Genomic DNA, 17,447 nt, shown 5'->3' with positions numbered 1-17,447 from the left:
GCGGGGCGCGCCGACCCGGGTCAGTCCATCGCCTGCAACCGGGCCAACTGCGCATCGCTGGGAAACCCGCGGGTGCGGTAGCGCACCGGATAGAGGTTCTCGCGCTCGAGCAGCGGGGCCAGCATGGCCACCGCCTGCGTCCAGGCGACCACCCGGACTTCGCCGATCTCGTCGGTCGCGTCCGGGCGCACCAGTGCCAGACGGTCGACCTCGGGCAGCGAGGTGTCCACGCCGCGGGTCCAGGTGGCCAGCGAGAACGAGGCGTCGGCGTCGCCGTCCTGCACGAACAGGTTGTAGGTGGCGACAAACACGTCGACGCCATGTTCCTCGTAAAGATGGTCCAGCGCCTCTTTCTGGGCGTCGTAGTCGCCCTTGGCCAGCGTGCGCGCCAGGTGGGCCTGGCGCTGCAGCAATTCGTCGTGCGGCGGCCGGTAGCGTTCGACGCCGGCCTCGCCATAGCGGTACATACAGGGCGAGACGGGCCGGCCGTGCGGGATGACCTGCTGGCACAGCTCGGCCATCCTCATCAGGCCTTCGGTGTCGTTGTCGCCGCTGACCAGCAGCAGGTCGCGGGTCGGCATCATGAAGACCGGCCGGCCGCGCACCGGGACGCGCTCCAGCATGTCGGGCAGCAGCACGCGGCTGATGTCATAGCCGTCTTCCCAGCCGCCGCCGTAGACGCCCGGCGCCACCTCCACGAAGTTGTCGGCCGAGTCGCGCAGATTGTCGATGGCGATGGCCAGCGCTTCGTCGAACGTGATGCCCCAGGAGGCTTCGGGCCCGTTGGTGAGGGTGGCGATGGATTCCGGCCGGTCCAGCGCCAGCAGCACCACGCAGTCGTCGCCGAAGGGGCGCACGGCGGGCTGGAACGCCGCGTCGTTGCCGTCGTTGCGCAGGTGGTGCATGCGCACGGCCTCGACGGCGCTGCGGCCACGGATGACGGGACGCAGCAGCGCGCGCGCTTCGGCCAGCGAGTGCGGCATGGCCTGGCCGCTGCTGAGCAGGGTGGAGACATAGCCCTGCAAGGCGCCCTGGCGTTGTCCGCCGCGGGCATCGCAATAGGCGTGGTAGGCGTTGTGCAGGTTGAAGTAGGCGCTGTCACCGTGCAGCAGGCGGAACTCGTCGGCCTTGTAGGTGAGCTCGCCGGTGTAGCCCCGTTGCCGGACGGCGGCGATGAACAGCGTGGCGAACTGATCTTGCGTGGGCTTGCGCCGGAACAGCGAGTCTAGGAATCCCATGCTTGTCTCACCTGGTGGGGGCGTCGCTATGCCGGTCTGGGGTGTAATCGCGGTTGGCCGAGCTTGAACCAGGCCCGGGTGATGTGCTGGCCGCGCACTTCGTAGATCGCGACCACGTCGATCTCGCCGGGGCCGTCGGCGAAGTTGCGGGTGACGATCTCCTGGTCCACCACGATGTCGCCATTGACGATCCGGTTGACCAGCCTGCCGTGCAGGTCGGGTTCCTGGAAGCGCTCGAGGTGGCGCGCGCGGATTTCGGCGCGGCCGCTGGCCAGCAGCGTGTCGGGAAAGGCGTAATACTGGCAGTCCTCTGCCCAGGCCGGCATGAACGCCTCGATATCGCGGGCGTTGTAGGCGTCCAGTTGCCGCTGCACCACGTCGGCGGGGCGGGCGGGGGACGCGTCGCGTGCCGCGGCCTGCTGGCGGATGCGCGCTTCGGTGTCGGCGTCGAGCAGCCGGCGGATCTCCCGGAACAGGGGCAGGGCGTCGGTGTGCTTGCGGCCGTAGTCCAGGTTGAACGCATAGTCGAAGTCCGGGGCATTGGCGCCCTGGTTATGTTGCAGTAGCGTCTCCAGCTTGTCCATCGCCTTCACCGCGCGGGCCTCGGGCGAGCCGGCCTTGTCGTAGTCGTCCCACAGGGCCAGCAGCCGTGCGCGCGCCGGGGCGTCCAGCGCAGCGGCCAGTTGCAGCAGGTCGAGCCGTTCCTGGGCGCCCTTGTCGGCGCCCGTCGCCTGCTGCGTCGCCGGGATGTCGCCATGGATGGCCTCGCCCAGGTCGTGCACTACGCACAGCCGCAGGATGCGGGCGAAATCCAGGTCCGCCAGGCCGTCTTCGAGCATCATCGCCATCAGGCACAGGCGCCAGGTGTGCTCGGCCGTGCTTTCCTGGCGTCCGCCCGAACTGCGGGCGCTGCGCAGGACGTCTTTCAGCTTTTCGGCTTGCCGCAGGAACTCGAGCCGGCCCTGTAGTGTGTCGGTGTCCATGAATCAGGTTGTCGTAAGTCTGTTCTCAATACGCTCGCGCGTATCGCTTCCCGCCAACGAGTGTATCTTGTGACCGCCGCGATGACGCCATCCGCGCCCGCCGGCCCTGAGCAACCGGCCTCGGCCGGCCGCGGCGGGCGGGTCCGGGTCGGGCTGGTTGTACATTACGCACTATCACCCGCTACATCTTTACAGGATCGCTCTCCCATGACCGCCCCGGAAGTCGTCATCTCGCCCTCCATCACCTGCGCCAATGACCAGCCCTTCGTGCTGTTCGGCGGAATCAACGTGCTGGAATCCAAGGATCTCGCGTTGCGCGCCTGCGAGGAATACCAGCGTGTGACCACCAGACTCGGCATTCCCTACGTGTTCAAGGCGTCGTTCGACAAGGCCAACCGCTCGTCGATCCATTCCTACCGCGGCCCAGGCCTGGAAGAGGGCATGAAGATCTTCGAGGCGGTCAAGCAGAACTTCGGCGTGCCTGTGATCACCGACGTGCACGAACCCTGGCAGGCGGCTCCCGTGGCCGAAGTGGCCGACATCCTGCAATTGCCGGCGTTCCTGGCGCGCCAGACCGACCTGGTGGTGGCGCTGGCCAAGACCGGCCGCGTCGTCAACATCAAGAAACCGCAGTTCCTGAGCCCCACCCAGGTGCTCAACATCGTCGAGAAATTCACCGAGGCGGGCAACCAGCAGATCATCCTGTGCGACCGCGGCACCAGCTTCGGCTACGACAACCTGGTGGTGGACATGCTGGGCTTCGGCGTCATGAAGAAGGTGTCCGGCAACCGGCCGGTGATCTTCGACGTCACCCACGCGCTGCAGCAGCGCTCGGCACTGGATACGGCCTCGGGCGGTCGCCGCGAGCAGGTCGCGGAACTGGCGCGGGCGGGCATGGGCGTGGGGCTGGCGGGTCTGTTCCTGGAGGCCCATCCGGACCCCAGGAATGCCAAGTGCGATGGCCCCAGCGCCTTGCCGCTGGACAAGCTGGAGCCGTTCCTGACCCAGCTCAAGCAGTTGGACGATCTGGTGAAATCCTTTGCGCCCATCGATATCGAACCCTGATGCCGCCTGTCACCGCGGATCAGTGAAGTTGTTATACGATCCGGGCCACCAACTTTCGGGAGGCCTGGATGTCGTTTTACGCAATCGTCGCCGTTCGTAAAGAAGCCGTCAGCGGTCACGTCGCCTACGTGCGCTGGGGCCTGGCCGAGCGCGGCGTGCCCGGCTGGGTCAGCGACCCCGTGACGGCGGCGGTCTCCGAGGTCATCGAGGCCATCAAGGCCGGCATCGAGGTCGAGACGGTGATCAGCGTCGACGGCCTCTCCGTGGCCTCGCGCCCGGTGCGGATGCTGACCGACGACGACGGGCGCGAGCACCTGGCGTCAGTGCCGATGCCAAGTTCCACCCTGCATACCATCTTCGATTTGCCGGAATTCTAGGGACGGCATGACCGTACCGGTCCGACCGGTAGTTTTTTCACCCCCGAAGCGCCGATCCCGCGCCCCGCGCCGCGGGCATGGCGCTTGCTGCCGCCCCTGTCGTCATACCGCCGCGAGCCGCGCGGCCGCGGCGGGGCTTCAGGGGAACCAGCATGATGGACCACAGCGAAATGATGGCCCGCATGATCAGCAAGCCTGTCGCGTCCGGCAGGCCCGAAGGTTGGGATGGCATCCTGTCCGCCTATGCCGACTGCCTGATGCGGGTGCAGGGTCAATTGACGGACGACGACATGCAACGCTTTCTGGAAGTGGGCGCGCGGGTGTTCCGCAGTTGTTGCCAGGAGGACGCCCGGCAGCGCTGGACCGCCGAGCAATTGGCGGCCTACCACCGCAAACCGCGGGTTGGCGACTGACGAAGGCGGGCGCGCTCTGGCGCGCTAGAGGCACTGGCGCAGCGCGAACTTGCGGCCGAAGGCGCGTATTACGTCGCCGTCGATCGAGGCGGCAACGTCCCAGTGGTCGCCGCGCGTGATCAGCATCGATTGCGACGACAGCGCATGACGCAGCGCGAACATCCAGAACGCCGCTTCCGAGCCGACTGGCGCGAGGTCATGCGGCCCGATGCGCAGTCGCGCCGGCCGGGGCGTGGCGCCCAACGACCAGCGCAACGCGACGCCCAGGAAGGCGAAGCGAGCCATCACCGATGACGGTTGCACGCAAAGCACTCGGATCTTGGGTTGCATGGTCACTGGACCTCCACGAGGGTGACCCAGCGTAGCAAAGAAGATTTCATCCTTCCATACTGCATTTGGATTACCAGCGGATTGCGTCCGGGGCGGCGGGCATCAGTCCGCGGGCAGGCGGGTAAAGAGATTGGTGACGATCATCTGATCGGGACGCTTGGTGCCCGGCGTCGCCGGCGGCATCAGCTTGTCCATTTCCTTGCGGTCCTGCACGCGGGTGAGCGTCAGGTGGTCGCCCTGGATCTTCACGTAGCGGATGGAAGCCTCGCCGATCTCGTATTCGCTGGTGGATTGCTCCAGCGTCTGCTCGATGCGCTTGGCGTCGAGCCAGCGATAGGTGCCGCTGGAAAGCGCGCCCGGCCCCTGCATCGACCAGGTGCCGTCGCTGCGGAATTCGGCCACGCCGGCGCCGCCGGAAGGCTGGGGCGGCAGCGCCTGACCGTCGACGGTGCGCAACATGGTCTGGTGCCGCCATTTGCCGACAAGGGCCTGCGCGGCGGCTTGCTGCGTCGGCGGTTGGGCGGGCGCCGCGGCGGGCAATAGCACGGTGCCGCCGAGCAGGGCGGCCAGGGCGTATAGGCGCAGGAGCTTCATTTTGGTGGGGCGAGGGATCCGGGTTGCGGGGGCGGGGGCCGGTCTCCAGGGGCGGCCCATCAAACGCGTTGTTGCATTATGCGCGACGACGGCGTTTGCGGCGAGTGCCGATCCCGCTCGTCGGGGGGACGCGCTCAGGTCCGGCGCAGGCCCGCGAGCAGCAGATCCAGCGCCTGAAGCGCCTGCGCCAGCCGCCCCTGACTGTCGTCTCCGGCGATCCAGAGGGCGCTGTCGGCCAGCCCGCCATGCAGCATCCGCGCCAGCGCGTCGGGCTCGGCCGGGCCGATGACGCCTTGCGTCATCAGGGCCTGCAGCAGCGCGCCCAGCGACGCGGTGCACTGTTCCTGCGCGGCGGCGCCGCCATGGCCCAGCACCGCGCGCGCGTCCTGCAGCACGATCCGGCGGATTTCGGGCTCGGCCGCCATCGCCAGATAGGCCCGGCAGCGTTCGCGCAGGGCGGTCCAGGCATCGGGAGCGCCGCGTGCAATGGCCTGCAGGCGCGCCTCCATCTCGCGGTCGATCTGCGCCGCGACCGCCGCCAGCAAGCCCTGCTTGTCACCGAAATGGTGATACAACGCTCCTCGGGTCAGCCCCGCGGCGGCGGTCAGGTCGTCCATCGACGTGCCCGCATAGCCGGCGCGGCGGAACGACTCGCGTGCCGTCGCCAGCAGTTTTCCGCGGGTTTCTTCGATCATCTCGGCGCGCGATCGCGACATGGCTGTCTCCAGTGGCATACGAGTCGTATGTTAATTGACATACGTAATGTATGTGAATACCATCTTGCATACGCTACGTATGTCAATCTGTCCGGCGTCGCTGCCGCCGGCTGCAACATCCCCAGAGGTACCGGGTGTCGAATCCCTATCGCGAATTGTTCCAGGCGCCCGGCGCCGCCGGTTTTGTCGCCGCCTGCGCCGTGGCGCGGTTGGCCCTGCCCATGATCGGCATCGGCATCATCACCATGCTGTCGCAGGTGCGGGGCGCCTACACCCTGGCCGGCGCGGTGGCCGCCACCTTCGCTTTGGCGACCGCGTTGCTGGCGCCGCGAATTTCGCGCTTGGTGGACCGGCACGGCCAGGGCCGCATCCTGCCGCTGGCCGCCGGCGCCAGCGTGGCCGGCCTGGCGGGCCTGGCCGCCTGCGTGCGCTGGCAGGCGCCCGACTGGACGCTGTTCGTGTTCGCCGCGCTGGCGGGCAGCCTGCCAAGCATGCCCGCCATGGCGCGGGCCCGCTGGACCGAGATCTACCGCGACCGGCCGCAGTTGCGCACCGCCTATGCCCTCGAGTCGGTATTCGACGAACTGAGCTTCATCATCGGCCCGCCGCTGGCCGTCGGGCTGTGCGTGATCCTGTTTCCCGAGGCCGGCCCGCTCGGCGCGGCCCTGCTGCTGGGGCTGGGCGTGACCGCCTTCGTGCTGCAACGGGCCACGGCGCCGGTGGTGCAGCCGCGCGAGGCGGGCCGCGAGTCGTCGGTGCTGGGCGTGCCGCTGATGCGCCAGCTAACCGCCATGATGGCCGCCATGGGCGTCATCGTCGGCACTATCGATGTCATGAGCGTGGCCTTCGCCCGCCAGCAGGGAATGCCCGCCGGCGCGAGCCTGGTGCTGTCGGCCTACGCACTGGGGTCCTGCGTCGCCGGGCTGGCGTTCGGCGTGCTGAAATTCCGGGTGCCCCTGGCGCGCATGTTGGCGATTGCCGCCAGCGTGACCGCCCTCACCACCTTGCCGCTGCTGTGGGTGGGTGATCTGCTGACGCTGTCGCTGGGCGTGCTGCTGGCGGGCCTGTCGTTCGCGCCGACCATGATCATCGCCATGGCGATGGTGGAGGCCAGCGTGCCGGGTCGCCGCCTCACCGAAGGCCTGACCTGGCTGGTGACGGGCCTGGGGGCGGGCGTCGCGGCGGGCGCCGCGCTGGCGGGGTGGATCGTCGACCGTCATGGCGTGGGCGCGGGGTTCTGGACCGCGGCGGGCGCGGGAGCGGTGGTGCTGCTGGTCGCGGTTTACGCGGCGCGCGGCGCCCGGCCTGCCGCCGCCGTGGCCTGAGCGCGGCCGGGGCGGCCACCCCGGATGTATAGAATGCCGGCAACGCCGCGCCGCGGGGCGAGGCGTCTACAAGGAGAACCAATATGTCCCGAACCGTCGTCAATCCCGACACCGTCTTCAATACCGTGCAATACGGCTTCAGCCAGGCTGTCATCGTCACGGGCCAGCGCCGCATGCTGTTGTCCGGTCAGGTCGGCGTCGATGCCCGGGAGCGCACTGTCGGCCCTGGCCTGCGCGAGCAGACCGACGCGGCGCTGGACAACATCGGCCGTGTGCTGGCCGCGGCGGGCGGCACGCTGGCGCAGGTCATCATGCTGCGTATCTACATCTGCGAAACGGCGCGCGAGGATCAGGAGGTGATCGCGCAGGCGCTGCGCGACCGCTTCCCGGTCGATCCGCCGCCGTCGTCCTGGATCATCGTCAGCGGCCTGTCGCTGCCCGAGTGGCTGGTCGAGATCGAGGCCGAGGCCATGCTGGACTGATCCGTCCGGCGCGCGCCTCAGGCAGGCGTCTTGTCTCGCCACGGCGTGGCCGCGAAGGCCTGGCGCAGGTGGGCGAGAAAGCCAGCGGTGCGGGCCGGCAGCTCCTGGCGCGATTTCACCAGCGCCACCACGTTGGCCTCGGGCAGAGTCCAGCCCGGCAGCAGCGGCACCAGCGCGCGCGTTTTCACATGCTCGGCCACGTCCCACTCCGAGCGGGCCACGATGCCGTGGCCGGCCAGGGCCCAGGCCACGGCGGCGGCGCCGGCGTTGCTGGATAGCACCGGCGCGATGCGCACGCCCACCGCTGGCCCGCGCCCGCGCTTGAAGCGCCACAGGGTCACGTCCTCTTCGTTCTCGCGCAAGGCGATGCAGTCGTGTTCGCGCAGGTCTTCGGGCTTGGCGGGCGCGCCGTGGCGCGCCAGGTAGGCGGGCGAGGCGCACAGGATGCGCCGGTTGGGCGCCAGCGGATAGGCCACCAGGGTCGAATCGCGCAGTTCGCCGATATGGATCATCACGTCCCAGTCGTCGCTGGCCAGGCGGGGCGGCCCGTCCGACAGGATCAGGCTGGCGGTCACGTTCTCGCTTTCCTTGCGAAACCCGGCCACCAGTCCGGCGACGTAGCGCTGGCCGAAGCCCAGCGGCGCCACCACGCGCAGGTGGCCGGCCACCACGCCCCGCCGGCCCGCCAGTTCATCGGCCAGGTCGTTCAGTTCGCCGCAGATCTGGCCGGCTCGCAGCGCCAGCAGCCGGCCCTCGTCGGTCAGCGCGGTGCCGCGTCCCGAGCGATTGACCAACCGCACGCCCAGGCGCTTTTCCAGCGCGTGCAGGCGTTGTGTCACGGCGGGCGGCGTCACGTCCAGGGCGCGCGCCGCCTGCGCCAGCGAGCTGGTGGCCGCCAGGCTCAGGAAGAAACGCAGGTCATCGGTCGTGATCATTCAGAATCACCTTAATGATTGATTAAGAGATGATTAAACACGCAAGCCGCGCGGCGCGCCATACTGCGGGCATGCGGTCGCGTCCCGGGGCGGCGCCCGTGTCGGTTTCCCTTTTTCCGCCCCTTCCTGTTTCGTCGCTACCGCCATGACCACTGCCTCTGCCACCCTCGATACGCTGGAAACGCCCTGCCTGCTGCTGGACGAAACCCGCATGACGCGCAATATCGAGCGCCTGAACGCCCTGATGGCCGGCCACGGCGTGCAATTGCGTCCCCATCTGAAAACACCCAAGTCGATCGAGGTGGCACGCCGCGTCATGGCGCGGCCCGAGGGGCCGGCGGCGGTCTCGACGCTGCAGGAGGCCGAACAGTTCGCCGCCGCTGGCGTGACCGACCTGCTGTACGCGGTGGGCGTGGCGCCAGCCAAGCTCGGCCGCGTGCTGGCCCTGCGCCGCCAGGGCGTCGACCTGACTGTCGTGGTCGACAGTATTGACGCCGCCCAAGCGCTGGCGGCGCGCGTGCGGCAAGAGGGCGCCGCCATCCCCGCATTGATCGAGATTGATTGCGACGGCCACCGCGCCGGGGTGCAGCCGGGTCACACCGACCAGTTGCTGGCGATTGCGCGGACTCTGCATGCCGCCGACAGCCTGCGCGGCGTCATGACCCACGCGGGTGAATCCTACGGTTGCCGCAGCGTGCAGGCCATCGCCGACATGGCGGAGCAGGAGCGCGCGGCCGCGGTCGGTTGCGCCCAGGCCATCCGCGCGGCGGGCCTGCCGTGTCCGGTGGTCAGCGTGGGGTCTACGCCCACCGCGCATTTCGCCCGCAACCTCGACGGCGTGACGGAGGTGCGCGCCGGCGTGTACGTGTTCTTCGACCTCGTCATGGCTGGCCTCGGCGTCTGCGACGTGGACGACATCGCCGCCACCGTGCTGACCACGGTGATCGGCCACCAGCCCGACAAGGGCTGGATCCTGGTGGACGCGGGCTGGATGGCCATGTCGCGCGATCGCGGCACTGCCAGGCAGCCAGTGGACCAGTTGTACGGGCTGGTTTGCGATGTCGACGGCAAGGTCTATCCCGACCTGCTGCTGGCCGAGACCAACCAGGAGCAGGGCATCATCAAGCTGCGCGCGGGCAGCGGCGCCGCCTTGCCGGAACTGCCGCTAGGCACCAAACTGCGGATCGTGCCGAACCACGCCTGCGCCACCTGCGCCCAGCACGACGCCTATGAGGTCGTGCGCGAGGGCGACCGCCGGGTCGTGGCGCAATGGCAGCGCTTTCGCGGCTGGTAAGTCGGCTGCCCGCAAAAGGACTCGAGATGGACCTGATCCACACCCCCCACGCCACGCCACCGGCGGGCCATTATTCGCAGGCCGTGCGCGCCAACGGCTTCGTGTTCGTTTCCGGGCAACTGGGGTTCCTGCCCGCCGCCAGTCCGGGCGAACGGCCGCAACTGGCGCAGGGCGTCGCGGCGCAGACCGAGGCCGCGCTTCGCAGCGTCGCCGCCATCCTGCAGGCCGCCGGCGCGTCGATGGGTTCGGTGGTCAACGTCACCGTCTACATTCCCGACGTCGGTCTCTGGAACGAAGTGAACAGCGTCTACGAACGCAGCTTCGGCGACCACAAACCGGCCCGCGCGATCGTGCCCACGCGCGAATTGCACTATGGCGCGCTGGTGGAAATCAGCGCCGTCGCCGTCGTTCCCCAGGGTTGAACAAGACCCTGGCGACAGCCCTGTCCGTATGCCGGCCGCCCCCCTCGGGGACGGATTAGACGACCGCCCACCTATAATGCGGGCGCCGCAACATCCCAGGGGAGTCCGTCCGCATGCAGTACGAATACCTGTTCTGGTCCATGGCCGCCATGGTGGCGGTGGCATTGGTGGGCGGGGCGCTCTGCGGCCGCCTGCATTCCCCCGGGCGGACGCTGGCCGGCGTGGCCGTGCTGGCCGCGGCGGTCTGCGCGGGCGTGGTGGCGTTGTCGCGGTCGGCCGGTTTCGGCGACCAGGCGGCGATGCTGGCGATCGCCGCGTTCATGTTCAGCCTGGTGATCGGCGCCGCCGCCGCGCTGCTGACGCGGCGCATCCTGCGGCGCCGTTGAGCGCTCATTCTTCGTCGTCGAAGTCCTCGTCTTCTTCGTCTTCCTCGTCCTGCTCCAGGGCGTCGTAGCCCTTCCAGGTGATGCGCCAGCGCGTGTCGCCGGCGGTCGCCGTCGTTTCGCTGATCTGCTTGACCAGGCCGGCGTCGGCCAGCAGGTCCAGGTGGTGCGCAATCAGTTGCAGGCCTTGCTCCTGCGCGTGGGGCGCCAGGGCAGCCTCCTTGATGTCGTGGGTGCTCAGGTTGGGGCCCGCCGCGTCGCGCAGGGCTCCCAGGATCGTGACGACCAGATCGAAATCGCGTTGCATGATGTCCGCCGTATGGGTTGGGGTGGAACAGCCCACAATAGCAGAGTTCCGTGGCGGCGACGCGACAGCCGGCCGGGTCGGTTACAGTGCGGGATTACCGATCACAGACAGGCTGTATCAATGAAGAAACCCGCCGAGCGCGATTGCCTCGCCCTGGTCCCTGGCTACACCGGCCAAGCCGCCAAGCTGTTCCTGACGCGCACCGAGGAGGGCGCCATCGTCGGCGTCACCGTGTTCGATCTGCTGGGGCACGTCAAGCAACAGGGCGATGCCCAGGCCGCCGCCGACTGGGTGGCCAACTGGCTCGCGCAAGAAGCCGACAACCGCAAGGCGCGCCGCACGCAACTGCAAGCCCAGATGTTCCTGTGCAAGCTGGTCGGCGACGAGAAGGCCGCGTTCCTGGACGCCCAGAAGCCGCTGCTGGCCGCGCTGGCCGCGGCCGGGGTGCGTAGCCGCAACGTGGCGGCCACGTCCGGCGCCGCCCGCCGCTCGCTGGGACCGGCTGTCAGGAAGCCTTAGCGTAAGGCTGTTATAGTCGCGCCTGGACGTGCACGCATCCGTGCGGGCGCGTCCACGCGGGCCTGGCCCGCAAGTCAAGGAAGAGTGATCATGGAAATACTGAGTCGGCATGTTGCCGACGTGGCGGGCGGCGTTGAGCTGCACACAACGCTGGATGGCGAGAGCATCAGCGTCTATGTCGTGACCGATGTGGACGATCTCAATGCGATTGCCGACATCGTGCCCCCCGAAAAAGTCGAAGCCGGCGCGGACATACACGCCGCCAGTGTCGACAATGTTGATAATGCGCAAGAACAAATCGACCAAGTCCTGGAAAATATGAATCCCGGCGACGTGGCGGTTTTCCTTTGCTCGGGCCCCGACGCTTTCGGCGCGGCGCTCGATCTGTTGGGTTTACCTATCGAAGAGTAAGCCTGACGGCAAACCAAAGTGCCCGTCCAAACGGCGTATGCATCCGGGTACGCTCTTTGCCGGCATTTATATAAGCCTTGATTGTTTTTTTATGATGCGTGGGTGTTTACACCTATGCAGGGCTTCTTTTTTCCTATGAAAACGTGCAAATTCTGTTCGCAGTTTCTCTTTGTTGCATTATTGGCACGTATTTTTTAGGATTATGTTGACTTGTGAGGGGAACATAACGATAGTGTCGGCACACGATCACAAGCGTTGCGATTTTCGTTCAGTGCCGTGCCTTTTCCGGCTCAGCGTTATTGTTCTACTGTCCCCTCCTTGATTGATTCGTGACCTCCGGGCATTTGCCCATTATCTCTAGGAAATACAGTATGGAAACCGGCGTCGTTAAGTGGTTCAATTCGGAAAAAGGCTATGGCTTCATCACCCCGGAAGCGGGTGGTAAGGACCTGTTCGCTCACTTCTCCGAAATTCAGGGCTCGGGCTTCAAGTCTCTGGAAGAGAACCAGCGCGTCAGCTTTGTGACGGCCAATGGCCCCAAGGGCCCGCAAGCCACGAAGATCCAGGTCCTGTAAGGTTCTGGCTTTTCGGAAAAGCCCCTTCGGGGGCTTTTTTGCGTTTGGGCTCCCCGCGGTATCCTTGCCCGTGTCTCCCGCCGCACAGCCTGGCCGGACCCGCCATCGACAGAGGACGATCTCCATGACCCACCCTGGCCAAGCCCCCGCATCCCTGACGCCGCAGGACGTCGTCGCGTTCTGGCGCGACGCCGGGCCGCGGCAATGGTTCACCAAGGACGCGGCCTTCGACGAGCGCTTTCGCCAGCATTGCGGCGCCGCCCACATGGCCGCCGCCGCGCGCCAGTTGGATGCCTGGCTGGATGAGCCGGACGGCGCGCTGGCCCTGATGATCCTGCTGGACCAGTACCCCCGCAACGCCTACCGCGGCACGGCTCACATGTTCGCCACCGATCCGCTGGCGCTGCTGTTCGCCGAACGCGCCATCGCCGCCGGCCACGACCTTGCCGTCGATCCGGAGCTGCGCCAGTTCTTCTACATGCCCTTCGAGCACGCCGAGACCGTGGCCGCACAGAACCGGGCGGTTGCATTGATGGAGCCGCTGGGCGCCGACGCGGTGCGCTGGGCCGTCCTGCACCGCGACATCATCAAGCGCTTCGGCCGCTTTCCCCATCGCAACGCCGCGCTGGGCCGGCAGACCACGCAGCCCGAGCAGGAGTTCCTGGACACCGGCGGCTTCTCCGGCTGAGCCCCGGCGGCATGGCCGTTCGACGCGAGCGTATCTGCTTGTATCGGTGCATGGCGAGTTGAAAGATCCGGGGCCGCGGCTCGGGTGGTGGCGCGGCGCGGGCATGGCGATCACCGCATATTTGACGTTTTTCCGGGTTCGCCAATACACTGGGTTCAGCGAGATTTTCAAGAGACGCGGTCTGCGTTTAACTTGTCGCGGTCAGTGGTGCTGCGGTTGCTTTCCTCTCCCATCCTTGATCATCTGGCGCCCCGCGAGCAATCGCTTCTTTAGGTTCGAGGAAATTCCATGGCAACCGGCATCGTCAAGTGGTTCAACGCCGAAAAAGGGTATGGCTTCATCATGCCCGACGACGGCAGCAAGGATCTGTTCGCCCACTACTCGGAAATCCGCAGCGAAGGCTACAAGTCGCTGCAGGAAAACCAGCGCGTCACGTTCGAGGTCGGTACCGGCCCCAAGGGTCCCAGCGCCAAGAACATCAAGGTGGCGGCCTGAGTACAGGTCCACGGCGGGCCGGATACGGCCCGCCGTAATAAAAAAGCCCCGACACGCCAGTGCCGGGGCTTTTCTTTTCCCGCGCGGCGCGGGGGGGGCGTTCAGTGCTTCGCGTGCGATGGCGTGGACAGCCTGTCGACCAGGGCGATGCCCAGCGCCGACAGAATGAACAGCGCGTGAATGATGGTCTGCCACATCACGCCCGCTTCCGAGAAGCGCGCGTTGGGCGTGCCCAGCGTGCCGGCCTCGATGAAGGTGCGCAGCAGGTGGATCGACGAGATGCCGATGATGGCCATGGCCAGCTTGACCTTGAGGACGCTGGCGTTGACGTGGCTGAGCCATTCCGGCTGGTCCGGATGCCCCTGCAGCCGCAGGCGCGACACGAAGGTCTCGTAGCCGCCGACGATCACCATCACCAGCAGGTTGGAGATCATCACCACGTCGATCAATCCCAGCACCAGCAGCATGATTTCCATTTCGCCGAAGCTGGTGGCGTGCGTCAGCAGATGCCAGAGTTCCTTCAGGAACAGCATCACGTAGACGCCCTGGGCGACGATCAGTCCCAGATAGAGCGGCAGTTGCAGCCAGCGCGAACTGAAAATCAGGCTGGGCAGCAAGCCAAGACGGGGTGGGGTGTTGGGGGTCATGATGGGTGCGAGCCGTTATAGGGATACGGAAAAAGTGCGGCGGCAATTCTAACAACGCCGCGCTCTCCCGGGATTTGTTTTTGATGACGAATTTATGGCGGAGCAGGGGGTACTTACCACGGTAAGAAGTCTTTCGCCCGCCTTTTGTGTAAGAGAAATTCGCATTTGCGAAACTCTGTGGCGAAACGGTTTGAGCGCTTTTGGCGTATATAGAATTGCCGCCTCACTCGAACAGAGTCAGTTAAGAGGAGTTTTTTCCATGAAGATCCGCTACACCGTTGCCGCGCTGGCCGTTGCCCTTGCCCCTTATTCCGCGTCGCATGCCCTCGATATCGGGGGACTGGTGGGCGCCGGCAGCAAGGTGGTGCAGGCCGCCACCCTGAGCGATGCCGAAATCAAGACCTTGTCGGACAAGGCTTGCGCGCAGAGCGACTCCCAGGAAAAGATCGCCGCCCCGGGCAGCAAGTACGACGTGCGCCTGCAGAAGATCGCCAAGCAACTGGGCGGCACCGTCAACGGCCAGAAGGCCAACTACAAGGTCTACATCACCAAGGACGTCAACGCCTGGGCCATGGCCAACGGCTGCATCCGCGTCTACAGCGGCTTGATGGACATGATGACCGACGACGAAGTGCTGGGCGTCGTGGGCCATGAAATCGGCCACGTGGCGCTGGGCCACAGCAAGAAGGCCATGCAGACCGCCTACACGGTCTCGGCCGCGCGCGACGCCGCCGGCGCCGCCGGTGGCGCCACGGTCGCCGCCCTGAACTCTTCGCAGTTGGGCGACCTGACCGAGAAGTTCATCAACGCGCAGTTCTCGCAATCGCAGGAAAGCGCCGCCGACGACTACTCGTTCGACCAGTTGCAGGCCAAGAAGCTGAACACCCGCGGCCTGGTGACGGCGTTCCAGAAGCTGGCCGAGCTGGACGGCGGCAAGAGCGATATGATGAGCTCGCACCCGTCTTCGGCCAAGCGCGCGCAGCACATCGAAGATCGCATCGCCAAGGCCAAATAAAGCGCCCTGGCGGGCAATTTGCCGCCCTTTCCGGGTGGAAAACGGGGCGCGAGCATCCGGGCTTGTCCGGGTGCTCGCGCCCCTTTGCGTCAGGGGTCCGGAAGTTTCCGGTAAAATGCCGCGTTTATCCGCCCGTCATCCCATATCTTTCGGAAAATAGGTCTTTTAATGCAGCCTGTGGTTGAAACCCTCTCCGGCCTCGAGCGCCGTGTTGATCTGGCCGTCTCGGTGGCCGACGTCGAAAAGGAAGTCCAGGCGCAGTTGAAGCGCGTGGCCCGTACCGCCAAGGTCCCTGGCTTTCGTCCCGGCAAGGCGCCGCTCGCCATGCTCGAGCGCAGCCATGGCCCCGGCATCCGCTACGACGTGATCAACAGCCAGGTCGGCCGCGCATTCGAACAAGCCGTCGACGGCGCCAAGCTGCGCGTCGCTGGCGCCCCGAACCTGGAACCCAAGACGGAAGGCGTCGGCGAAGACACGCTGGCCTTCACCGCCACATTCGAGGTCTACCCCGAAGTCGCCGTGCCGGACCTGTCGGCCCTGGCCGTGACCCGCTATGAAACCGCCGTCACCGACGCCGAAGTGCAGCAGACCCTGGACGTCCTGCGCAAGCAGCGCGCCACGTTCGAAGCCCGCGAAGGCCGCGCCTCGCAAGACGGCGACCGCGTCACGCTGGACTTCGCCGGCACCATCGACGGCGTGCCGTTCGAAGGCGGCAAGGCCGAAGACTTCCCGTTCGTGCTCGGCCAAGGCCGCATGCTGCCGGAATTCGAAGAAGCCGCCCGCGGCCTGAAGGCTGGCGAAAGCAAGGTCTTCCCGCTCAAGTTCCCCGATGACTACCAAGGCAAGGAAGTCGCCGGCAAGACCGCCGAATTCACCATCACCGTCAAGGAAGTGGCCGAAGGCGTGCTGCCCGAACTGAATGCCGAATTCGCCAAGTCGCTCGGCCAGGCCGAAGGCGACATCGAAAAGCTCAAGGCCGACATCCGCAGCAACATCGAACGCGAAGTCAAGGTTCGCGCGCAAGGCCGCACCAAGTCCAGCGTGATGGACGCCCTGGTCGAAGCCGGCAAGTTCGACGTGCCGAAGGCGCTGGTCGACAACGACGTGCAAAGCCGCATCGCCGCCGCTCGCGAAGAGCTCAAGCAGCGTGGCGTGCCCAACGCCGAGTCCGTGCCGATCCCGGCCGAAGCGTTCTCCACCGAATCCGAGCGCCGCGTGCGCCTGGGCCTGCTGGTGTCCGAACTGGTCAAGCAAGCCCAGCTTCAGGCCAAGCCGGAACAGGTCCGCGCCCGCATCGAAGAGTTCGCGGAAAACTACGAACAACCCGCCCAGGTTGTCAGCTATTACCTGGCCGACCGCCAGCGTCGTGCTGAAATCGAGGCTATCGTGCTCGAAGACAACGTCGTCGCGCATGTTCTGGAAAAGGCCAAGGTCACCGACGAAAAGGTGCCTTTTGATCAGTTGATGGGGATGGCGTAACACTATGCAGAGATTCACCGATTTCTATGCGGCAATGAATGGCGGGTCGTCGGTGACCCCCACCGGCCTGGGCTACATTCCCATGGTGATCGAGCAGTCGGGGCGCGGCGAACGCGCCTACGACATCTATTCGCGTCTGCTCCGCGAGCGGCTCATCTTCCTGGTGGGCCCGGTCAACGACGCGACGGCCAACCTGGTCGTGGCGCAGTTGCTGTTCCTGGAATCGGAGAATCCTGACAAGGACATTTCCCTGTACATCAACTCGCCCGGCGGGTCGGTGTACGCGGGCATGGCCATCTACGACACCATGCAGTTCATCAAGCCGGACGTGTCGACCCTGTGCACGGGCCTGGCGGCCAGCATGGGCGCCTTCCTGCTGGCGGCTGGCAAGAAGGGCAAGCGCTTCACCCTGCCCAACTCGCGCATCATGATCCACCAGCCCTCGGGCGGCGCCCAGGGGCAGGCCTCCGACATCCAGATCCAGGCTCGCGAGATCCTGGACCTGCGCGAGCGTCTCAACCGCATCCTGGCCGACAACACCGGCCAGTCGATCGACCGCATCGCCCTGGACACGGAACGTGACAACTTCATGTCCGCCGAAGATGCGGTATCGTATGGACTGGTGGACAAGGTGATGACCTCCCGTTCGGAAGGCTGACTTCCCGGTTGAGTCCCATCCGCTGCCGCCATGTTTGAGTAAGCGCAGGCGCCGGGCCCTTTACCCGGTCCGGCGCTTCTTTACCTGAGATACGAC

At 66.5% G+C, this 17,447-nt stretch carries 24 protein-coding genes and 1 pseudogene; 16 read left to right on the top strand and 9 right to left on the bottom strand.

Annotated features, from left to right (window positions below; all coding sequences use genetic code 11):
- Positions 1-20: 20 nt before the first annotated feature.
- The 3 genes and pseudogenes from ACUDCK_RS17460 to ACUDCK_RS17450 all read right to left on the bottom strand — a co-directional run.
- On the bottom strand, positions 21-1,238 hold the full coding sequence (locus ACUDCK_RS17460; protein ID WP_064526440.1) for a hypothetical protein: 1,218 nt from the start codon (positions 1,236-1,238) through the stop codon (positions 21-23).
- A 26-nt stretch (positions 1,239-1,264) separates the two neighbouring features.
- A complete protein-coding gene (locus ACUDCK_RS17455) occupies positions 1,265-1,564 on the bottom strand; it encodes a nuclear transport factor 2 family protein (protein WP_231133003.1) in 300 nt (99 codons plus the stop codon).
- An 87-nt stretch (positions 1,565-1,651) separates the two neighbouring features.
- Positions 1,652-2,221, bottom strand: a pseudogene (locus ACUDCK_RS17450) (HD domain-containing protein); the annotation flags it as partial.
- Positions 2,222-2,428: 207 nt separating this feature from the next.
- Between ACUDCK_RS17450 and kdsA the strand changes: the two are divergent.
- The 3 genes from kdsA (at position 2,429) to ACUDCK_RS17435 (ending at position 4,076) form a co-directional block, all read left to right on the top strand.
- Positions 2,429-3,286, top strand: a complete 858-nt coding sequence (gene kdsA / locus ACUDCK_RS17445) for a 3-deoxy-8-phosphooctulonate synthase (RefSeq protein WP_054502130.1) — start codon at positions 2,429-2,431, stop codon at positions 3,284-3,286.
- A gap of 68 nt (positions 3,287-3,354) precedes the next feature.
- Positions 3,355-3,663 (top strand): hypothetical protein, encoded by a 309-nt coding sequence (locus tag ACUDCK_RS17440; protein WP_054502131.1) that lies wholly within the window; start codon positions 3,355-3,357, stop codon positions 3,661-3,663.
- Between the two features lie 152 nt (positions 3,664-3,815).
- A complete protein-coding gene (locus ACUDCK_RS17435; RefSeq protein WP_231133000.1) occupies positions 3,816-4,076 on the top strand; it encodes a hypothetical protein in 261 nt (86 codons plus the stop codon).
- Between the two features lie 24 nt (positions 4,077-4,100).
- Here the strand turns inward: ACUDCK_RS17435 and ACUDCK_RS17430 are convergent, their stop codons facing one another.
- The 3 genes from ACUDCK_RS17430 to ACUDCK_RS17420 all read right to left on the bottom strand — a co-directional run bounded on the left by ACUDCK_RS17430 (position 4,101) and on the right by ACUDCK_RS17420 (position 5,716).
- The gene (locus tag ACUDCK_RS17430) at positions 4,101-4,406 is read right to left on the bottom strand and encodes a hypothetical protein (RefSeq protein ID WP_054502132.1); all 306 of its coding nucleotides are present in this window, start codon (positions 4,404-4,406) and stop codon (positions 4,101-4,103) included.
- A 102-nt stretch (positions 4,407-4,508) separates the two neighbouring features.
- Positions 4,509-5,000 (bottom strand): hypothetical protein, encoded by a 492-nt coding sequence (locus tag ACUDCK_RS17425; protein ID WP_054502133.1) that lies wholly within the window; start codon positions 4,998-5,000, stop codon positions 4,509-4,511.
- 134 nt (positions 5,001-5,134) lie between these two features.
- Positions 5,135-5,716 (bottom strand): TetR/AcrR family transcriptional regulator, encoded by a 582-nt coding sequence (locus ACUDCK_RS17420; protein ID WP_054502134.1) that lies wholly within the window; start codon positions 5,714-5,716, stop codon positions 5,135-5,137.
- Between the two features lie 134 nt (positions 5,717-5,850).
- Here ACUDCK_RS17420 and ACUDCK_RS17415 point away from each other — a divergent pair, with 134 nt between their 5' ends.
- Together ACUDCK_RS17415 and ACUDCK_RS17410 are read left to right on the top strand one after the other, a co-directional pair.
- Positions 5,851-7,041: an MFS transporter gene (locus ACUDCK_RS17415; RefSeq protein ID WP_144657974.1), complete on the top strand. Its 1,191-nt coding sequence runs from the start codon at positions 5,851-5,853 to the stop codon at positions 7,039-7,041.
- Between the two features lie 83 nt (positions 7,042-7,124).
- On the top strand, positions 7,125-7,523 hold the full coding sequence (locus ACUDCK_RS17410; protein WP_054502136.1) for a RidA family protein: 399 nt from the start codon (positions 7,125-7,127) through the stop codon (positions 7,521-7,523).
- 17 nt (positions 7,524-7,540) lie between these two features.
- On the opposite strand, the gene ACUDCK_RS17405 is transcribed toward ACUDCK_RS17410, so the two are convergent.
- On the bottom strand, positions 7,541-8,458 hold the full coding sequence (locus ACUDCK_RS17405; RefSeq protein ID WP_054502137.1) for a LysR family transcriptional regulator: 918 nt from the start codon (positions 8,456-8,458) through the stop codon (positions 7,541-7,543).
- A gap of 145 nt (positions 8,459-8,603) precedes the next feature.
- Between ACUDCK_RS17405 and ACUDCK_RS17400 the strand changes: the two genes are divergently transcribed.
- The 3 genes from ACUDCK_RS17400 (at position 8,604) to ACUDCK_RS17390 (ending at position 10,560) form a co-directional block, all read left to right on the top strand.
- The gene (locus ACUDCK_RS17400; protein WP_175166745.1) at positions 8,604-9,752 is read left to right on the top strand and encodes a DSD1 family PLP-dependent enzyme; all 1,149 of its coding nucleotides are present in this window, start codon (positions 8,604-8,606) and stop codon (positions 9,750-9,752) included.
- A 26-nt stretch (positions 9,753-9,778) separates the two neighbouring features.
- Positions 9,779-10,174, top strand: coding sequence for a RidA family protein (locus tag ACUDCK_RS17395; RefSeq protein WP_054502139.1), 396 nt, complete (start codon positions 9,779-9,781; stop codon positions 10,172-10,174).
- 113 nt (positions 10,175-10,287) lie between these two features.
- The gene (locus ACUDCK_RS17390) at positions 10,288-10,560 is read left to right on the top strand and encodes a hypothetical protein (RefSeq protein WP_175166746.1); all 273 of its coding nucleotides are present in this window, start codon (positions 10,288-10,290) and stop codon (positions 10,558-10,560) included.
- A gap of 4 nt (positions 10,561-10,564) precedes the next feature.
- On the opposite strand, the gene ACUDCK_RS17385 is transcribed toward ACUDCK_RS17390, so the two are convergent.
- A complete protein-coding gene (locus ACUDCK_RS17385) occupies positions 10,565-10,864 on the bottom strand; it encodes a DUF2513 domain-containing protein (protein WP_006395879.1) in 300 nt (99 codons plus the stop codon).
- 120 nt (positions 10,865-10,984) lie between these two features.
- Here ACUDCK_RS17385 and ACUDCK_RS17380 point away from each other — a divergent pair, with 120 nt between their 5' ends.
- From ACUDCK_RS17380 to ACUDCK_RS17360, 5 genes are all read left to right on the top strand, one after another.
- Positions 10,985-11,383 (top strand): hypothetical protein, encoded by a 399-nt coding sequence (locus ACUDCK_RS17380; RefSeq protein ID WP_064525937.1) that lies wholly within the window; start codon positions 10,985-10,987, stop codon positions 11,381-11,383.
- A 90-nt stretch (positions 11,384-11,473) separates the two neighbouring features.
- Complete coding sequence (locus ACUDCK_RS17375; RefSeq protein WP_054502142.1) at positions 11,474-11,794, top strand: hypothetical protein; 321 nt, start codon at positions 11,474-11,476, stop codon at positions 11,792-11,794.
- 371 nt (positions 11,795-12,165) lie between these two features.
- Complete coding sequence (locus tag ACUDCK_RS17370) at positions 12,166-12,369, top strand: cold-shock protein (RefSeq protein WP_006220190.1); 204 nt, start codon at positions 12,166-12,168, stop codon at positions 12,367-12,369.
- A gap of 124 nt (positions 12,370-12,493) precedes the next feature.
- The gene (locus ACUDCK_RS17365; protein WP_175142840.1) at positions 12,494-13,057 is read left to right on the top strand and encodes a DUF924 family protein; all 564 of its coding nucleotides are present in this window, start codon (positions 12,494-12,496) and stop codon (positions 13,055-13,057) included.
- 288 nt (positions 13,058-13,345) lie between these two features.
- Entirely contained in the window at positions 13,346-13,552 is a 207-nt protein-coding gene (locus tag ACUDCK_RS17360) for a cold-shock protein (RefSeq protein ID WP_006225311.1), read from the top strand.
- 101 nt (positions 13,553-13,653) lie between these two features.
- Here the strand turns inward: ACUDCK_RS17360 and ACUDCK_RS17355 are convergent, their stop codons facing one another.
- Complete coding sequence (locus ACUDCK_RS17355; RefSeq protein ID WP_054502144.1) at positions 13,654-14,199, bottom strand: TIGR00645 family protein; 546 nt, start codon at positions 14,197-14,199, stop codon at positions 13,654-13,656.
- A 259-nt stretch (positions 14,200-14,458) separates the two neighbouring features.
- On the opposite strand from ACUDCK_RS17355, the gene ACUDCK_RS17350 reads away from it, so the two are divergent.
- The 3 genes from ACUDCK_RS17350 to clpP all read left to right on the top strand — a co-directional run bounded on the left by ACUDCK_RS17350 (position 14,459) and on the right by clpP (position 17,351).
- A complete protein-coding gene (locus tag ACUDCK_RS17350) occupies positions 14,459-15,214 on the top strand; it encodes a M48 family metallopeptidase (protein ID WP_006386184.1) in 756 nt (251 codons plus the stop codon).
- A 168-nt stretch (positions 15,215-15,382) separates the two neighbouring features.
- Entirely contained in the window at positions 15,383-16,693 is a 1,311-nt protein-coding gene (gene tig / locus ACUDCK_RS17345; protein WP_054502145.1) for a trigger factor, read from the top strand.
- A gap of 4 nt (positions 16,694-16,697) precedes the next feature.
- Positions 16,698-17,351, top strand: a complete 654-nt coding sequence (gene clpP / locus ACUDCK_RS17340; RefSeq protein ID WP_054502146.1) for an ATP-dependent Clp endopeptidase proteolytic subunit ClpP — start codon at positions 16,698-16,700, stop codon at positions 17,349-17,351.
- The last annotated feature ends 96 nt before the right edge of the window (positions 17,352-17,447 follow it).

Source organism: Achromobacter sp. CF-sbj1-Ac2-l, from assembly GCF_052698165.1.
The sequence above is the reverse complement of the archived record's forward strand: the minus strand, read 5'-3'. Positions and strand labels throughout refer to the sequence as shown.

Coding starts and splice junctions, on each gene's coding strand:
- ACUDCK_RS17460 (WP_064526440.1), bottom strand. CDS start 1,238: ATGGGATTCCTAGACTCGCTGTTCCGGCGCAAGCCCACGCAAGATCAG.
- ACUDCK_RS17455 (WP_231133003.1), bottom strand. CDS start 1,564: ATGCCGGCCTGGGCAGAGGACTGCCAGTATTACGCCTTTCCCGACACG.
- kdsA (WP_054502130.1), top strand. CDS start 2,429: ATGACCGCCCCGGAAGTCGTCATCTCGCCCTCCATCACCTGCGCCAAT.
- ACUDCK_RS17440 (WP_054502131.1), top strand. CDS start 3,355: ATGTCGTTTTACGCAATCGTCGCCGTTCGTAAAGAAGCCGTCAGCGGT.
- ACUDCK_RS17435 (WP_231133000.1), top strand. CDS start 3,816: ATGATGGACCACAGCGAAATGATGGCCCGCATGATCAGCAAGCCTGTC.
- ACUDCK_RS17430 (WP_054502132.1), bottom strand. CDS start 4,406: ATGCAACCCAAGATCCGAGTGCTTTGCGTGCAACCGTCATCGGTGATG.
- ACUDCK_RS17425 (WP_054502133.1), bottom strand. CDS start 5,000: ATGAAGCTCCTGCGCCTATACGCCCTGGCCGCCCTGCTCGGCGGCACC.
- ACUDCK_RS17420 (WP_054502134.1), bottom strand. CDS start 5,716: ATGTCGCGATCGCGCGCCGAGATGATCGAAGAAACCCGCGGAAAACTG.
- ACUDCK_RS17410 (WP_054502136.1), top strand. CDS start 7,125: ATGTCCCGAACCGTCGTCAATCCCGACACCGTCTTCAATACCGTGCAA.
- ACUDCK_RS17405 (WP_054502137.1), bottom strand. CDS start 8,458: ATGATCACGACCGATGACCTGCGTTTCTTCCTGAGCCTGGCGGCCACC.
- ACUDCK_RS17400 (WP_175166745.1), top strand. CDS start 8,604: ATGACCACTGCCTCTGCCACCCTCGATACGCTGGAAACGCCCTGCCTG.
- ACUDCK_RS17395 (WP_054502139.1), top strand. CDS start 9,779: ATGGACCTGATCCACACCCCCCACGCCACGCCACCGGCGGGCCATTAT.
- ACUDCK_RS17390 (WP_175166746.1), top strand. CDS start 10,288: ATGCAGTACGAATACCTGTTCTGGTCCATGGCCGCCATGGTGGCGGTG.
- ACUDCK_RS17385 (WP_006395879.1), bottom strand. CDS start 10,864: ATGCAACGCGATTTCGATCTGGTCGTCACGATCCTGGGAGCCCTGCGC.
- ACUDCK_RS17380 (WP_064525937.1), top strand. CDS start 10,985: ATGAAGAAACCCGCCGAGCGCGATTGCCTCGCCCTGGTCCCTGGCTAC.
- ACUDCK_RS17375 (WP_054502142.1), top strand. CDS start 11,474: ATGGAAATACTGAGTCGGCATGTTGCCGACGTGGCGGGCGGCGTTGAG.
- ACUDCK_RS17370 (WP_006220190.1), top strand. CDS start 12,166: ATGGAAACCGGCGTCGTTAAGTGGTTCAATTCGGAAAAAGGCTATGGC.
- ACUDCK_RS17365 (WP_175142840.1), top strand. CDS start 12,494: ATGACCCACCCTGGCCAAGCCCCCGCATCCCTGACGCCGCAGGACGTC.
- ACUDCK_RS17360 (WP_006225311.1), top strand. CDS start 13,346: ATGGCAACCGGCATCGTCAAGTGGTTCAACGCCGAAAAAGGGTATGGC.
- ACUDCK_RS17355 (WP_054502144.1), bottom strand. CDS start 14,199: ATGACCCCCAACACCCCACCCCGTCTTGGCTTGCTGCCCAGCCTGATT.
- ACUDCK_RS17350 (WP_006386184.1), top strand. CDS start 14,459: ATGAAGATCCGCTACACCGTTGCCGCGCTGGCCGTTGCCCTTGCCCCT.
- tig (WP_054502145.1), top strand. CDS start 15,383: ATGCAGCCTGTGGTTGAAACCCTCTCCGGCCTCGAGCGCCGTGTTGAT.
- clpP (WP_054502146.1), top strand. CDS start 16,698: ATGCAGAGATTCACCGATTTCTATGCGGCAATGAATGGCGGGTCGTCG.